The following is a 15,963-nucleotide window of genomic DNA, read 5'->3' on the forward strand; positions in this document are numbered from 1 at the left end:
TCGGGATACCTGACGGGATCGGAGGAGGGGGATACCTGCGTTTGCGCAGGTCAGGAGGTATCCCTAAGTCGTGGGCGCCCGACTTCCTCGGAAAGTCGGATGTCAGCGTTGCGCTCCAATACGGTGGGCTGAACGGAAGTCATCCGACGATCCAGCTGATACAGGAAACGAATTCTGGGCTTTGCACGCCCGGGCGAGGAGAGTAGAGATGGACCTGACACGTGCTACTGCTCAGGACATCGGCTCGGCACTTGATCGTATGGGCGTGACCTGGAGCTATGACGACGACGGTGATGTCCGGGTTCGGTTCCGATCCACTCAGCCGCCAGCGACTGATGCCGTGTTCTATGAGTTCGACACCGCAAAGGCGGACTTCTCCATGCGCGGTCAGTTCTTGAATGCGCGCGCGGTGCCACAAGGCAATGGCACGATAATGTGGGAGGTGCCGCCCGACTCCGGCCTCGAGCCGACGGCGGTGGCGCAGAAGGTCGTCATCGTGTACTTCATGCCTCGTCGCGGCCAGATGGAGGTTCAGATCCATGCGTCGGTTGCGCCGCTCGGTCAGCCGCAGCCGATGCACATCAGGGTCATCCCTGGGGACCAGCAAGTACGCAGCATCGAGACCGAGTTTCAAGGTTTCGTCGGCGCTCATGACGGCACACAGTTTTGGATGTCAGCTGCCGTCACCGGAACCGACGTCGACGAGATGCAGTTCAGCCAATTGGTCCGCACGACCTCGCAGGTTGGCCAAGCAATGTTCGAGGGCCCATTCACGGGCTGGATGTATTCGACAGACGTGAGCTGATCCCAAATCGCGATTCGAACCGCTGAACTCGTACATCAAGGCGCCCTTCGGTGTCGGCGTCAACCCGTCGGTTGTCGCCTCGCAGGCCCCTGTTGCCTGCCTTTGGCGATCGCCGTGGTTCTAAGCGGCAATTGGATCGGTCCGTAGTCGTCATCACTACGATTCGAGATCCTGTCCCGAATCCGAGCGTCGGCTGCGTCAACGTCCCCCATGGCTCGGTGGACCGCGGCGCGGTCGAGGTTGGCGATCTCGTCGTACGGCGAGGCGGCGACGGCGACGTTGGACGCCAAGTCGGCCAACTCGAGGTCGCCGGTGGCCAGAGCGTGAGTGGTGACGATGTGTCCGACATCGACAATCGCGGCGGTCATGATGTGGTCGAGTCGGTCGCCCTCAAGAAGCCATCCCCAACCGTCTTTGCGGAGATCGGTGAACGGCTCGCCGCTGACGAGGTGCAGCGCCGCGACAAGGTCTGCCATCCCCCCGGCGCCGCGGCTCTGGCCGCGGGCACGGAGGCGCCTGAACAGGTCGAGATCGCAGAGGACCGCGTCGAGGGCGTAGGTCGCCGGGACGCCCTCCTGATGGGTCTGCTGCGCTCGCGGGAGAAACGGCTTGCCCGCCCGGCTCTGCCCGAGCCACTTGCGGATGATGCTCAGGTCGGATCGCGCCTTCTGGGGGCGGATGCAGAGGTCCTCGGCGAGCTTCTCTGCGGTGACCCCGTTCGGGTGAAGCGCGAGGTAGGCAAGGAACTCGACGTAGTACGGGCGGCGGTGGGCCGTGGCTGTCGCGTCACCCAGAGTCCTGACCGTGACCGGACCCAGCAAGGTCACCTTCGGGGCAACGGGAACCGGCGAATCCCATCGGGCGAGGTCCTCGTCCAGGTCCGGATCGGAGGCATGGAGGGCCGCTGCGGCTTCCGGAGACGCGTTGGGGGCGAGCGTCTCGACGTCATCGACGGTCGTCGCTGCCCGGTCGGCATACACGTGGGTGTCGAGCGGCAGCAGTGAGGCTGAACCCGCCGGCTGGTCCTCAGGGCGCGGTTCCGTCAGCTCATCGACGAGCGCGCCCGCGCGATCCGTCACGGTCCGCTCGTCGGCCGAACGGGGGATTGGAACGACCTGCGCTTCCGCGGTGAGATCGATGAGCGCCGCACACGCCCCTGCCTCGGCGACAGTCAACCCCGCGGTGGCGAGGTCGAGGTCAAGAGAGGGGATCCGCAGACGGCCTCCGGCACTCATGTGGACGTCGACGTACGGCGGGGATGGTTCCTCTCCGACGCTGACCAGAGCCAAGCCGGCGCGTCCAGGGAAGCCAACGAGGGCCCCGGTCAGGCGCGTCAGATCCGGACCGCTGTCGCCGCCCGCGATGATCGCCGCGTGGAACTCGTCTGGTTCGCCGGTCGGGCTGGCGGTCGCCAGATCGTCGGCAAGCGAGCGGAGGAACGCGTCGTCTCCGAGGTCGTGGACGTGGACGAAGTCGCGGTTGATCGAGGCCAGCTCTCCGCCGATTCCCAGCGCCTCGATGTGCACGGGAGAGGCCCAAGGATTGACTACCAACTCCGCGATGAGATGGCGAGCCAGCGCCGCGCTGCGGTCGCTGTCCCCGGTCAGTGCCAGCGCGCGAAGCTCCTCGAGGTTGAGCAGTACGAGCGCGCCGTCGTCTGCCTGCCCGACGCTGACGAGCATCGGGTACGGCGGCAGTGCGTCCGGGGGCGGCGTCGGGACCGCCTCGACAGGGATATGCCATCCGGCGCCTTCTCCGGTCCATGGCATAGGGAGTTCGGCCGGCTCCGCCAGCCTCAGCACGATCCGGCTGGAAGAGAGCCGGACGGAGAGCAGGCGAGGTGCAGGGTCCAGGCCTCGAAGGGCGGCATCGAGCCCTGCGATCGAGTGGGCGGTGACCGATCCCGACACCTGGACGGACTTCTCGACCGCACGCAGCTCGCCGGGCGGCGGCGCGATGATCCTGCCGGGCCGGCGGTAGCGCAGCTGGGTTCTCCGGTGCTGCCGGAGCACCAGCCAGAGCGACCCGGCCAGGAGCGCTCCGGCACCGGCCAGTCCGGGGAGCAGCCACGTCGGGCTGATCTCGTCCTCGGCGGATTCGGGGGAAGCCTGCTCGGGTGCGGGTTCGGCTGATTCCCGAACGGGAGGAGTCGCGCCGTCGGTGGGAGGAATCGTCTCGGGGAGAGGTGGGTCCTGAGCATGCTGCGGCTTCTGCGACTCAACCGGATCCGACTGCCCCGGGATCGTGAGCTTCCAGCCGGGGAGGATGAGGTCCGGGTCGGAGAGGTGGGCACCGTTCGGCTGAACGGTGTCCCGCGATGCTCGGAAGATCGACGCGTACGCGTCGGCGTCGCCCAGCTGGTCCTCGGCGATCTCGGAGAGGGTGTCACCGGGCTGCACGACGTACGAGCCGCCCGAAGAGTCCTCCACGACGGGGACCTTGAGCACGGTTCCGGGCAGGAGGAAGTCGGGACGTCCGTCGAGCACTGCCTCGTTGAGGGCGACGAGCTCGACGTACCGCGTGCCGTCACCCAGTCGCTCTGCAGCGATCTTCCAGAGGCTGTCACCGCGCTTGACCGTGTAGCGCTCGGTCTCGGTCTGCACCGCCTGGGCGCGGTCCTCTGCTCGGGTTCCTACCGGCGGCGCGACGTCGACGGCAGCCTCCGGGTGCTCCGGCAACGGCGCCGCGACTGCCGCGTGCGCGCGGGGTTGAGGCAACACAGCACTGACGGCCGGCACTGCGATAAACAGCAGCGCCGCGGCGGCGACCAGGCGGTCGGCGGCGAGCTGCGGCACAGCGAGACCCGGAAGGCGCGGCGTACGGATGCCGCGAACCTGCGACACGATGGAGACAACGAGCTGGCACGTGAAGACCGCCCACGCGATCCAGCAGATCCCGGTGATGACCTGCAGAGCCAGTGCGCCGTCGTCCTGAGATGTCAGCCGCGGCCATGTGAAGGCGCTCGGGTCTGGGAGCGCGTCGATGGCGACGAGCACGACGGGCACGCCGACCACGAACCCGACGAGCGCGAGCGTGGCGAAGAGGCCGCGCAGCCTGGAGCTGGCTCTGTTCATTGCTCGCTACCTCCGAGGGTGCGGACGAGTCGCGCGGTCGCTGTGCCGCTGACGTCGAGGCGGTTGATGCCGATGAGCCCGAGGAATTGGGGGTCGTAGGAGTCCTTCACGGTCACCGTGATCGTGGTGCCGCCGGTGATCGCGACCGTGCCGGTGACTCCGGCTGCGTCGAGGTAGCGCTGCGCGGCAGCGCGTGCGGCGGCTGGGCTGATCGCGAGTTCGTGGCCCTGGATCGCGGAGCCGCTTTCAACCTCTTCACCGCCCGCTCGTGCGGCCTGCGCGGCGACGTCGTGGGCGCGCTCGTGGGCGTGAACCTGACCTCCCAGGTCGACGGCCAGACCGACGAGGAAGATCATCACGAAGCTGGACAGGGCCAGCCAGACACTGACCGAGCCGCGCTCGACCCGGAGGCTCATCGTTCGCGCCACGTATCAAGCGGGCTGGACATGGTCGCCCGCATGACGCGGGATCCAGGGACTCCGGGAATTGCGAGATCTGACAGGTCGAGTCGGCACGCGACAGTCACGTTCACCGAGCCAGGAACGCCAGGCTGCTTGTCGAAGTCGCTCGTGTCGACCGCGACGTCGATGGCCGAGCATCCGATCTTCTGGTTGGTGATGCTCGAGGTCGCCGCCTCGCGGGCATCCGCTTGGGCGGAGTCGGCATTGCGCGCGAGTGAGGCTGACCGAGCGGCATCGGCAGCGGCGGACTGCAGTGCCTGATGAGTGGTCGCCGTCCGACCCCCGAAGATGACCAGACCGACGAAGAGCGCGAAGGCGGGTACGCCGATCGCCGCCTCGAGCGCTGCTGAACCGCGTTCGTCCCGGCGGATCACGGCGCCGTCACCTGCTCGACCGGCACGCTCGCGCTCTGCGTGATGCGGACCTTCCACCCCGGAATGACGCTCAGAGAGAAGCCGCTGACAGTCACGGTGGCAGTCGTGGCGGTCCGGTTCGCACTCGTCGAGGTCGCGGTGATGACGTCATCGCCACCGGCCTCCGCGAGGAAGTCGTTGGCGGCGCCGACCCCGTCGGACTCCTGGCCCTGCTCGGCTCCAGCGGCTCTGGCGCCCTGCTGCGCGGCCGCGATGGCGACCGTCTTCGCGTGGTAGTAGAGCGCTGCCTGCATCCCGAGGAACATGACCGCGAACAGTGCGGGCAGCAGGACGACGAGCTCGATCGAGACCGAGCCCCGTTCGCCGCGTCGCCGGCGGCGGCTACCTGATCTTGCCCGCTTCTGAGGTGACATAGTTCGTGACCGCGAGGACGACGATCCCGACGATGCCGATGACGGCGACGGCCCAGAGGACGTGCTCCATCGTCACCGACCCGCGTTCACTACGGCGGGATGCTCGCAGGCCGTCGTACTTGCTGAGTGCTGCGATCTGCAGCAGGACCAGTACCTTCAACATGGGGTTTCCTCCTGTGGATGTGTCCGTCCGTGGTCACGAGTTCGTGAACATGCGAAGCAATGAGGGCGCGACGAGGAGCGCCATGAAGATCACGCCGAGCAGCGAGCCGGGCATCGACATGCGCTCGCCGACGGCGTTGGCCTGAGCGAGCTCGTCGTTGAGCATCGCGGTGCGCATGGCGGCGGATCGGGCGCGCAGGGTGGCGTACACGCCGGCTCCTTCCTCGCCCGAGAGGCGCATGATGTCGGCGAAGTCGTCGAGCTCGGGGAGTCCGAGCTCCTCTGCCAAGGTGTGCAGCGCGTCCCAGGGCGGCAGTCCCGACCACCGCGACCGGGTGAGCTCCTCGGACAGTCGCGTGAACACCCACGAGTCGCCGACTTCAGCCGCAGCCTCCATCGCCTGCCGGTGGCCGATGCCGTTGTTCCGCTCCAATGCCACAAGGTCGATGTAGGCGCCGAGCGCTCGGGCGAATTCGGTCCGTGCCTTCTTGGCGTCGTCGAGGGCGTTGTAGTTCGGGATGAAAAACATGACAGCGGCCAGCGCGAGCGATGCGACCGCCGGGAGCTGGAACGGGATGCTCAGCCCGAAGGCGTTGAAGAGCGTGACGAGGACCGGCGGGATGACGAGACCGAGCCCGGCGAACATCAGCTTCTCGCCGTAGAACTGCGCGACCGGTATCCGCAGCAGCGCGAGTTCGCGATTCGGCGTACGAACCCAGAGACCAGGCGGCAAGACGCGCAGGCCCCACAGGCCGAGCCGCTCCTTGCTCGACCGCGCGGCGTCGGTGGCGGCCGAGCGCGGACGCGACGAGGAGACTCTCTCGAGCGCGTCGGCGAGGTCGGGCTCCGCGGGCAGAAGGCGGGCGACGAGAAGCACGAAGCCGAGGCCGAGGAGACCTCCGGCAAGGATCGCCAACTGCAGCCCGGTGATCATCGCGGCGCCTCCGCGACCGCGCGAGTCGCCAGGAACCGGGGGAGCGGCTTGCCTGCGGCCATGCGTCGCATCCAGATCAGGGTGGCGACGTACGCCGACAGGAGGAGCACGAGGAGCACCTGGCCGACCGGGGTGCGGTACGGCTCGACATACGTCCCGGACAGCGCGAGTACGACGAGCACGCTGGCGCTGATCAACGTGACCCACCGCGCAGTGGCTCGCGGCTTGGCCCGGTCTGCCTCGACCTGGCGGCGCGCGCGAACGTCGGCGCCGACCGACTCGGCGAGTCCTTCGAGGACACTCGCGAGCCCGGCTCCGCGTCGGCGGGCGCCGAGGATCAGGTTGGCCGCGATCAGGTCGCCGGTCGCGTCGTCGAGCTCCTCGGCGAACGCGCGCAGGGCCTTCTCGGTGTCCCAGCGTGCCCGCAACCGAGTCACCAGTCGATTGACCTCGTCCGCGATTGGAGCGGGCGTCGACCGGAGAGTTGCGACCAGGGCTTGCTCCAAGCCGATGCCGACGGTGAGGACTCCCGAGAGTGATCGAGTCCATTCCTCCATCGCTTCGAGGCGCGCGATCTGCGTGGCGGCCGACGGAGCGCTGAGCAGGATGGGAAGCCCAATGACGGCGACCGGCGCGATGAGGAGCGCCAGGATCCAGCCGGTGATAAGCCATCCGACGAGACCGAGCGCGCCACCGGCAAGAAGCAGGATCCGGGTGCGACGGTCGGGTGCGCGGCGCCGACTTGCTGCTGTGGGCTCCCGCGGTGAAATAGCGGTCGGGCGCAGGCCAATGACCACCCCGAGAAGCCCAAGGGCGATGAGGCCACCAGCGATGGCGGGAAGGATCGTGGTCATGTCCGGGCTCCCAGCGGCTGACTCGCGAGATACGCCGCCAGGTCGAAGCCGTGCTGAGCGAGCCGGCGGTACTCGTCAGGGAGGACGTCGGGGACCGCGACGCCAGCGGCATCGGTGCGGAACACGTGCGTGGTCGCGTAGCCGGGTTCCTTCTCGCCCGGCGCGAGCGCGATGACCTCGGCGACCCGCCTGGTCCGGTGAGCCCCGCCCGGCACGACCTTGGTCTGCAGGCTCAACTGGACGATCAGGTCGACGGTCGCTGCGAGCTTGCTAGTGGCTAGACCCTGGGTGACGTGTGGGCCCGCCTCCATCGCGCAGGTCACGAGCTTGCGTACGGCGGCCACCGCGTCAGCAGCGTGCGTGGTGGAGATGGATCCGGTGCCCGACTCCATCGCCTTGATCATCGCCCAGATCTCTTTGCCACGAACCTCGCCGACGATCTGCCGCGAGAGGTTGAAGCGGAAGGAGTCGACGAGTGCCTCGTCGAGCGTGAACTCACCCGACTGCCGCCCATCAGGACCGCGTTCGCCCGAGCCGGGCCGAGCCTCCCATGGGATGACCACCTTGTGCCGGCCGAGCTCGTGGAGGTGCAGCTCGTACTCCGTCTCGAAGGTGCCGATCGCCTCGAGCTCGTCGATCTCGGCACAGAGGGCTCGAACCAGCGTGGTCTTCCCGGCCCCCTGGGCGCCGGCGACAACGATCGAGCACCGGGCTCGCACCGCAGCTCTCAGGAACGAGGCGAGGACCGGCGTCATCATGTCCCGCTCGACCAGGTCGTCCAGCGTCACCCGCATCAGCCGATGACGACGGATGACGACCGACGGACGTGTCGTCACCCACGCCACGGCCGCGAGCCGGGAGCCGCCGTCGAGCCTCATGTGGAGGCTCGGCTGCGCCTCGGAGAACGAACGAGCATTCACCTCGCTGCGTGAAGCAAGGAAGACGAGGAAGTCGATCAACTCCTGATCGGAGTCGGCCACCGAAGGTCCCGGGACGAGCGTCCCGCCGATCAGCTCGAGCTGCACGTTGTCGTGGCCGACGATGACGATGTTCTCGATCCGATCGTCATCCACCAACGGCTGGAGGCGGCCGAGGCGGAACAGGGAGTCGAACACGGCCTGCGCGGTCGCCTGCTGCTTCGAAGGACTCCACGAACCGAGGCCGGCGTCGACAGCCTCCGCCATCGCAGACTCGATCAGGTCCAGCACGATCGACCGACCGAGCTCCTGCTGCGCCTCCTTGTCGAGCCGGGCGCGACCGGACTGCACGACTTGGCTCAGTTGCTCCGACGCCTGAGCCCGCAAGGTCGAGACGAGCGCCCAGTCGACATTGGAGGTTGGAGCAGGAGGTGACGCCACCGCGGGGTCGAGACCACTCGGCACCCCGTGGGGGACGCCGTTGGCAGCCTGGCTGAAGATCGGCAGGCAGGTCAGGTCGCCGTAGCCGTTCGCGAATTGGTAGGCCTCCGTCATGCTCGTGCCTCCTCGACCAGCGCGAACCGAACGCGAGCGACGTGCGCCTGGACGGACTGGACCGCGGCCTGGAGCGCGCGGACGTAGGGGCCGGTCTCGAAGTGCTTCGGAGGCGCCGCGCCGCGGTGATAGACGGCCGCGGCGGCCGGGTCGTCCGGCAGATCGGCGACGACGGGCATGCCGAGAACCTTGGTGACTTCGGTGGCGCGGTAGGGCTGGCCCTCGGCGACAAGAAGCAGGCCGGGGTGCCCGCATCCTGTGGCCGGCTGGCGGATGGTCTCCGCCCACGATCGTGCGGCCGAGATCGACGGCAGAGTGGCCCTGGTGACCAGGAGCGTCGCGTCGGCGGCACCCAGCAGCGGCGTCGGCGAGGCAACGAGGCCCAGCCGGCCGGCGTCGACGATGACGTCTTGGCCGTTGTCGTCCAGGTCGTGGAGCGCGGCCGCCAACGGATCCCAGACGTCGCGAAGCGCCGTGGCCTGGGCGTGCGACCGGATGCCGGCGACGAACGAGACGTTCGGGCTCAGCGGTCGTACGACGTCCCGCAGCGCGTCCGCCGTGCCGAGCGGTGAGAGTGCGAGCTCGATCAGCCCGGCGTCGTACGGCGTCGTACCGCGGAGGAACCCGGCGAGGACACCTGATCCGCCGGTCGGGTCGGCCTCGACGAGGAGCACGGGCCGCGGCCAACTGAACGCCATGCCGACTGCCGTGGTGGTGACACCAGGCGAGCCGGACGCCGAGGTGAGACACACGATGGCCATCACTGGGCTCCCGAGTCGAGGACCAATGCCACGTTGCCGGTCGCGGCGCGGGCAGCGAGAACACTCGCGTCGGCGTACGGCACCAGGACGTTGACGACGGTGTTGCCCGTCGTCTCATCGATCGCCGTGTCGACGACCTCGGCGGCGGTGAACTGCGGCGCACCGGTCGGGGCGTCGCCGTTGGCAGCTGGCGTGACGATGATGCGGACCTTTTCGCCGCCGTGCATGGGGAGCGCTGGCACCTGTGCCGGAGTCAGCGAGATCCCGACGATCGACTGCCCCTCCGGTGGGATCGGCGCGTCGGTTGCCGACTCGGTCGTGATCAGTCCGCCGGCTGCGATGTCGAGCGCCGCGCGCTGACCGACGATCTCGTCGAACGCGGAGGAGGGGAGTGGCTTGAGAGCCGGGTCACCGCTGATCCGAATGCGCTGGATGTCGTCGGCAGTGATCACCTCGCCCCGGTGGATCGTCTTCGTCGCAGCAAGGACCTCCTCGGTGCTGGTGGTGGCGTTCCATGCCCACGCTCCGAGCAGACATCCGAGGGCGGTGACGACCACGGCCGCGACGACAAGACCAGGCCGTCTGCGCAGCTTGGGCGGGGGAGTGATCGGCGGCGCGACGTCGGGCGCGGTGCGGTGGGGGCCGGGTCTCCGGTCCTCTCGGGCAGTCGTGGTCACTTCGTCCCTCCCCGCGCAGCGCTCGTCAGTTCACGAGCACCTGCGCTTCGCCGATTCGGATCTGCGTCGAGCGGTTGAGGCCGTCGAGGCGGATCGTCCCGGTCTGGCCCGCGCCCGACCAGGTGATGACCCAGCTCGAGGTCGCGGTGACGGTGTAGGCGTCATCGGTCTGGCCCGCGCTCGACTTCTTGTAGGTGTGGCCGCAGTCGGGGGAGTACTTCCGCCCGTACTCTGGCTTGTACGGCGACCCCGCCGTGTCGCAGACAACTTCGGTTCCGTCGCCCATGTCCCAGGTGATGTGCAGGACCTTCGCCGTTGCAGTGATCGTGATGCCGCCTGCGGACGCACTTTCGGTGATCGGGCCGAAGGTCTGGCTGCTCGGCGCTATGGCCCACATCCACACGGGCATGCCGACCAGACCCATGCTGTCGGGACCGGGCTCGGGAGCGATGCCGATGTCGATCGCCCTGAGGTGCATGTTCTCGATGGCGATCTGTGCGACCACTCTCGGCGTCGGCCCCGTGCCGGAATTCGGCGGCGGATCCTGTGTCCATATTGTGATGAGCAGCCCCGTTTGGGGCTGGTCGCAGTAGTAGACGGCGCCGTCGCCGGGCTCGTGGTCTTGCCACATCGGATCGCCAGCCGGCGGTTGGGGTTGAACCAGGGTGATGTAGCAGTGGTACGCGTTCGACCAGTAGGCGCCGTCCTTCGTGCATGGGACCGGCCCAGGCGGTGGCTTCGTGACGCCTTGGCTCGTACCGTCCCAATAGCAGGCGGCGCCGCTACCGGTGTCCTCCGGCCCATCGTCGCCTGGCGTGCCCGGCGTGCCGGGATTGCCCGGGACGTGGATCCAGATCAGGCATTCGCCAGTGGCGGGGTCGGTCTGACCGCAGACCGTGCCGTCGGCGTACGCCGTCCCGGACGCAAGGGCAGTGAGGCTGGCGGTGGCGAGGGCGGTCAGCAGGAGACGAATCAGGATGCTGCGCATGGCGTCTGCTCGAGGTCCTGGCCCGTAACCACCCGCCATCCGCCGCTCGGGTCGGCGGCGTAGTCGTAGTTCGCAACGGTGTAACGCGTCCACCCGGTGTCCGGGCGGTCGGGGGAGACGATCGACTTGCCGCTCTTGTCGAGCACATCGACCTTGGTGACGTCCCAGCAGACGTCGATGACGACCGCGGGCACTTTGCCGGCGTCCGGGTCGGAGTTGTCGAGGGTGACCGACTGGACCTTCAGTTCGCTGATAGCCGTGGTGCCGGTCTGGCGCTGTCCTTGATCTCGCTGCCGCTGTACGAGGGACTGCACCGCGTTGCGCTGTGCGCCGATCGCGACGGTAACGAGCTCCTTCAGGTCGCTGGAGGGATCGGCCCGAAGCCCGTCGAGGACGGCGTAGTAGTCGGTCATCGCCGCCGTTGCGTCCGCGGTCGCGGCGTCGTTCGGAGACGTCGGCGACGCGCTGGTCGTCGGCTCTGTCGACTCTGTAGGGGACGACGTGGCTGGCGTCGTCGGCGGAGGATCCGCATCGTTGTCGGCGCACGCCGACACCGCGGCCAACAGAACTGTGCCAGTCGCCAGGAAGGTCAACCCGAGTCGGTTCTTCATAGGTGTGGTCCTGCTTCCTCTCGCCATCGGCGATGAGGCGCGACGACATCCCGCGGGCGGTGCGTGCATCGTCTGAACCTCATCGTAAGCCTGATTCGCGGATTCGGACCCGACGTCTTTACCCAGGTCGCTTCAGGGGTCAGGTGCTCGTCTCTGCCCAAGCCGGTTGTCCCACCTCCATTCCTCCGCCTCTCCCTCCCCTTCGCTCCTTCAGCCGTCTCGCTCACCTCGTCCTGCCCATCGTCGCTCCGCGCCCTCATCCCGTCCCGCTTCTGCGCCTCCTCGACTACCGCCTTCTTGCCTTCACACGGTGTGCAGATCGAGGGGGTTGTGGAGAAGGACACGTACCTGAGCTCTATGGAACGGAAACGGCCGTGACGGTCTCGATGCGCCGGATGTCGGCAGGCAGCGGATATCAATACCTGCTGCGCAGCGTCGCGGCGGGCGATGGCACGCGGTCCCTAACGACGCCGTTGACGCGCTACCACTCCGAGGTCGGTACGCCGCCCGGGCGCTGGCTCGGTTCCGGCGTGGTCGCATTCGGGGCCAGCCAACTCCGGCCCGGCATGCAGGTGACCGAGGAGCAACTCGCCCTGCTCGTCGGCATGGGCCGAGACCCCATCACCGGAGGGCAACTGGGCAAGGCCTATCCGTCGTACAAGCGGCTGTCGGACCGCATTGAGGAGCGCGTCGCCGCGCTCGACCCGGAGATGACCCAGGAGGACTACGCGGCCGAAACGACACGGATCGAGGCAGAGGAGACCCGCGCTGGTATGCGACGAGCGGTCGCCGGATTCGACCTCACGTTCAGCGTCCCGAAGTCGGTCTCTGTCCTCTGGGGTGTCGCAGACGCAATCACCCAGGAACGGATCGTCGCCGCCCATCACGCCGCGGTGTCAGACGTCATTGCGCTCTTTGAACGAGAGGTTGCCGCCACCCGTGCGGGCATCTCCGATGCCGACGGCGCCGTCGCCCAGGTCGACGTGGCTGGCGTCGCCGCCGTCGCCTACGACCACTTCGACTCGAGGGCCGGCGACCCGCAGCTCCACACCCATGTCGTCATCGCCAACAAGGTCCTCACCGTCATGGACAGCCGCTGGCGCAGCCTCGACGGACGCCCTGTCTTCGCCTCACGTACAGGCCTGTCCGCCTATTACGACGCCCTCCTTGCCGACCGGCTGTCGCGCGGCCTCGGCATCGAATGGGAGCTGCGGCAGCGCGGTCCCGACCGAAATCCCCGCTGGGAGATAGCAGGTGTCACCGACCAGTTGATCACCGAGTTCTCCAGCCGCACCCGCGAGATCGAGCTCGAGAAGGACGAACTCATCGCGGAGTACGTCGCACGGCACGGGCGGATGCCATCAGCCAGGACCATTGTCGAACTTCGGGCCCAGGCGACGCTGGCCACGCGCCCGCCGAAGGAGATCCGGTCGCTCGCCGATCTCACCGCGGGTTGGCGGCGAAGGGCCGCCGAGCGGTTGGGGACCGAGCCCACCGGGTGGTCGCAGTCGGTGATCGGTCGAGAGGGCGACCTCCTGACAGCGGAGGACGTGCCGCTGGCTGCGATCGATGCGATCGGTGCCCAGGTGGTCGCGGCGGTCTCGGTGAAGCGGGCCGTGTGGACGCACTGGAACCTGATGGCCGAGGCGGCGAAGCAGACGATGGATCTGAGGTTCGCGACGACCGAAGACCGCGAGGCCGTCGTCGGCCTCATCGTCGACGCGGCCCAGGAACGCTCCGTAGCCCTGACGCCGCCCGAGCTTGCCCTTAGCCCGGCTCGGTTCCAGCGCGAGGACGGCACGAGCCGGTTCCGCCCGCGGCACAGTGAGAAGTACTCCTCGATCGCAGTGCTCAACGCCGAAGCGCGACTGTTGGCACGCGCCGAGAAGGTGGCCGCGCCAACGGTGTCAGGCGGGGTTGCAGGGCGTGCAGGTGGCCGTGGCACGGTCTCACTGACCGGTCAGCAGCGGCGTGCTGTGGAGCGCATCTGTCGCTCAGGGCGCCAGATTGACCTTCTCGTCGGGCCTGCCGGCGCTGGCAAGACCACCACGATGAGAGCGCTCCGCACGGCCTGGATCAGCAAACACGGGCGGGGGAGTGTCGTCGGTCTGGCGCCGTCCGCCGCTGCAGCCCAGGCGCTGGCCGACGACCTCGGCGTCGCGTGCGAGAACACGGCGAAGTGGCTCCACGAATCCGACCAGGGCCGGACCGAACTGCGGCGTGGCCAACTGGTGATCGTCGACGAGGCGACTCTCGCCGACACGATGACCCTGGATCGGCTCACGGGGATCGCCGCTTGTGCGGGCGCCAAGGTCCTGCTGGTCGGCGATCCCCACCAGCTTCAGTCCGTCGATGCCGGCGGCGCCTTCGCGCTCCTCGTCGACCGGCGCGCGGACGCGCCGGAGTTGAATGAGATCCACCGGTTCGCCAACGAGTGGGAGAGGGAGGCCTCCCTTGCGCTGAGTCGCGGAGACGTCCAGGTTATCTCGGCGTACGCCCGTCACAAGCGGATCCGCGAGGGCCTCACGGACGAGATGGTCGACGCGGCTTACGTCGCTTGGCGCGCCGACTGCGCGGCCGGGCGCGCCAGCATCTTCGTAACCGAGTCGGTTCGGGACGTCCGCGCGCTCAACGAACGCGCCCGGGCCGAGCGGCTGCTTATGGACGGCGCCGTCGATCACCGCGAGGCACAACTGGTCGACGGCTGCCGAGCGTCGGTCGGAGACGTCGTGATCACGCGTCAGAACGACCGCCGCATCCGGACCACGCGTGGCGGGTGGGTGAAGAACGGCGACCGTTGGCTGGTCACCGACATCCGGCGAGACGGGTCTGTCGTAGTCAAGCGCCTCCGAGGCGACGGCCGGCGAACGGTCCTGCCGCCGGAGTACGTCGCCGAGAACCTCGATCTCGGCTACGCCGTCACCGCACATCGAGCACAAGGCGTCACCGTCGACACTGCACATGTCGTCGTGACCGCATCTACGACCCGAGAGAACCTGTACGTCTCGATGACCCGCGGCCGCGAGTCCAACATCGCGTATGTCGCTCTCGACCAGCCCGACGACAGCCATTCCACGCCGGAGGCGGACGACGTCACAGCCAGGACGGTCCTGTACGGCGTCCTCCAGCACAGCGGCGCCGACATCTCGGCGACGCAGACCATCGAGGCCGAGTACGAACTCCACGGCGGCGTCGACCGGCTTGCAGCCGAACTCGAGACGATCGCCGCCGACGCCCAGCACGACCGCTTCGTCGGCCTCCTCAGCCGCTCCGGGCTGACCGCCGAGCAGCAGGCCGCGGTCGTCGGGTCGACGGCCTTCGGCCCGCTCGCTGCGGCACTTCGTCGCGCCGAGGCATACCACCACGATCTCGAACGTCTTCTGCCTCAAGTCGTTGGGCGACACGGTCTCGACGACGCCGACGACATCGCCGCGGTTCTGCGCTACCGGGTCGACAAACTCGCAGCGACTCCGCCGCGTGGTTGCCGCGTCCGTCCGCGGCTTATCGCGGGCCTGTTCCCCGAACCACTCGGCCCGATGTCAGCCGAGGACCGACAAGCGATCGACGAACGGAAGGAGTTGATCGAGTCGCGTGCACGGAATCTCCTCGATGTCGGCATCAGAGGCGGCACCGCTTGGACGCGTCGGCTCGGCGAACCTCCGCAGGATCCCGCCAAGTGCGAGCAATGGGTCCGAGCTGCGACGTCGATCGCCGCATACCGGGATCGCTACAAGGTCATCAGCGATCTGCCGCTGGCCGGCAGCGCGGCAAACAACGCCCAGCGTGCCGACCGTCAGCGCGTGCTGATGGCGCTGCGGGAAGCTGCCGCACTGTCGCGCCCCAGCCGCACCGAATCCCGCGTCGTCGGAGCCCAACTCCAGGCCGTCTCGGCTCCATAGCCCGGGGGCGCGCGTCCGTTGTCCACAGGAGGTGATCTCAGGCGGCGTGGGGGCGGACGCCGGCGTATTACGAGCTGTGACCCCGTCAGAAAGGCGATCCCATGATCATGCCTCTTGCTCTTCCCGTTGTCGCCGCGGTGGCCCTCGCGCACCGATACCTGGTGCTTAATGCCCCGTCGAACGTACTGATCCGCCGAGTGCGCGCAGCGGCGCCTACTCTAAGGAAGGGTGGCGCGATGCTCGCTCTATCGTCGGTCCTGCTTCTCGCGATGAAGGCCGTGTCGGATGGCATCGCAGCCGGCGCCCCCGGCTGGCTAAACCTGGTCCTCGTGATGCTCGGCTGGGACGCAATCAAGTTCGCGATGCTGGCTGCGATCGAACTCTGGCGGGTCGTCATTGCCGGCCTGAAGTGGGTGGCGGCTACGCCAGCACCGGTGGCGCGAACCAAGGCGGTGCCTCGCTAGCCGGTAGACCTTTC

Annotated in this window: 15 protein-coding genes; 3 read left to right on the top strand and 12 right to left on the bottom strand. The window is 68.2% G+C overall.

Annotated elements, in window-relative coordinates:
* The first annotated feature begins 208 nt into the window (after positions 1–208).
* Complete coding sequence (locus tag CFI00_RS10120; RefSeq protein WP_207085020.1) at positions 209–805, top strand: hypothetical protein; 597 nt, start codon at positions 209–211, stop codon at positions 803–805.
* 59 nt (positions 806–864) lie between these two features.
* On the opposite strand, the gene CFI00_RS10125 is transcribed toward CFI00_RS10120, so the two are convergent.
* Genes CFI00_RS10125 through CFI00_RS10180 form a run of 12 tightly spaced genes read right to left on the bottom strand, consistent with a single transcriptional unit; the run spans position 865 to position 11,586 of the window.
* On the bottom strand, positions 865–3,879 hold the full coding sequence (locus tag CFI00_RS10125) for a LysM peptidoglycan-binding domain-containing protein (RefSeq protein WP_207085021.1): 3,015 nt from the start codon (positions 3,877–3,879) through the stop codon (positions 865–867).
* A complete protein-coding gene (locus tag CFI00_RS10130) occupies positions 3,876–4,295 on the bottom strand; it encodes a TadE family protein (RefSeq protein WP_207085022.1) in 420 nt (139 codons plus the stop codon). The genes CFI00_RS10125 and CFI00_RS10130 overlap by 4 nt, the downstream gene beginning before the upstream one ends.
* A complete protein-coding gene (locus CFI00_RS10135) occupies positions 4,292–4,714 on the bottom strand; it encodes a TadE/TadG family type IV pilus assembly protein (protein WP_242532778.1) in 423 nt (140 codons plus the stop codon). Before CFI00_RS10135 ends, CFI00_RS10130 begins: the two co-directional genes overlap by 4 nt.
* Positions 4,711–5,127, bottom strand: a complete 417-nt coding sequence (locus CFI00_RS10140) for a TadE/TadG family type IV pilus assembly protein (protein ID WP_207085024.1) — start codon at positions 5,125–5,127, stop codon at positions 4,711–4,713. Before CFI00_RS10140 ends, CFI00_RS10135 begins: the two co-directional genes overlap by 4 nt.
* Positions 5,096–5,290 carry a hypothetical protein gene (locus CFI00_RS10145; RefSeq protein ID WP_207085025.1) on the bottom strand — a complete coding sequence of 65 codons (195 nt, stop codon included), beginning with the start codon at positions 5,288–5,290 and terminating at the stop codon, positions 5,096–5,098. Before CFI00_RS10145 ends, CFI00_RS10140 begins: the two co-directional genes overlap by 32 nt.
* A 33-nt stretch (positions 5,291–5,323) precedes the next feature.
* Positions 5,324–6,223 (bottom strand): type II secretion system F family protein, encoded by a 900-nt coding sequence (locus CFI00_RS10150; protein ID WP_207085026.1) that lies wholly within the window; start codon positions 6,221–6,223, stop codon positions 5,324–5,326.
* Positions 6,220–7,077, bottom strand: coding sequence for a type II secretion system F family protein (locus CFI00_RS10155; RefSeq protein WP_207085027.1), 858 nt, complete (start codon positions 7,075–7,077; stop codon positions 6,220–6,222). Before CFI00_RS10155 ends, CFI00_RS10150 begins: the two co-directional genes overlap by 4 nt.
* Positions 7,074–8,549, bottom strand: coding sequence for an ATPase, T2SS/T4P/T4SS family (locus tag CFI00_RS10160; RefSeq protein ID WP_207085028.1), 1,476 nt, complete (start codon positions 8,547–8,549; stop codon positions 7,074–7,076). Before CFI00_RS10160 ends, CFI00_RS10155 begins: the two co-directional genes overlap by 4 nt.
* Positions 8,546–9,310, bottom strand: coding sequence for a hypothetical protein (locus CFI00_RS10165; protein WP_207085029.1), 765 nt, complete (start codon positions 9,308–9,310; stop codon positions 8,546–8,548). Before CFI00_RS10165 ends, CFI00_RS10160 begins: the two co-directional genes overlap by 4 nt.
* Complete coding sequence (locus tag CFI00_RS10170; protein WP_242532779.1) at positions 9,310–9,987, bottom strand: SAF domain-containing protein; 678 nt, start codon at positions 9,985–9,987, stop codon at positions 9,310–9,312. The genes CFI00_RS10165 and CFI00_RS10170 overlap by 1 nt, the downstream gene beginning before the upstream one ends.
* 25 nt (positions 9,988–10,012) lie before the next feature.
* The gene (locus CFI00_RS10175) at positions 10,013–10,975 is read right to left on the bottom strand and encodes a hypothetical protein (protein ID WP_207085030.1); all 963 of its coding nucleotides are present in this window, start codon (positions 10,973–10,975) and stop codon (positions 10,013–10,015) included.
* The gene (locus CFI00_RS10180; RefSeq protein WP_207085031.1) at positions 10,960–11,586 is read right to left on the bottom strand and encodes a hypothetical protein; all 627 of its coding nucleotides are present in this window, start codon (positions 11,584–11,586) and stop codon (positions 10,960–10,962) included. The genes CFI00_RS10175 and CFI00_RS10180 overlap by 16 nt, the downstream gene beginning before the upstream one ends.
* Positions 11,587–11,960: 374 nt before the next feature.
* Here CFI00_RS10180 and mobF point away from each other — a divergent pair, with 374 nt between their 5' ends.
* Positions 11,961–15,485 carry a MobF family relaxase gene (gene mobF / locus CFI00_RS10185; RefSeq protein WP_207085032.1) on the top strand — a complete coding sequence of 1,175 codons (3,525 nt, stop codon included), beginning with the start codon at positions 11,961–11,963 and terminating at the stop codon, positions 15,483–15,485.
* A 101-nt stretch (positions 15,486–15,586) separates the two neighbouring features.
* Entirely contained in the window at positions 15,587–15,949 is a 363-nt protein-coding gene (locus CFI00_RS10190) for a hypothetical protein (RefSeq protein WP_207085033.1), read from the top strand.
* Positions 15,950–15,963: the final 14 nt, after the last annotated feature.

It is taken from the genome of Nocardioides sp. S5 (assembly GCF_017310035.1).
In the GTDB taxonomy this organism is placed as follows: Bacteria; Actinomycetota; Actinomycetes; order Propionibacteriales; family Nocardioidaceae; genus Nocardioides.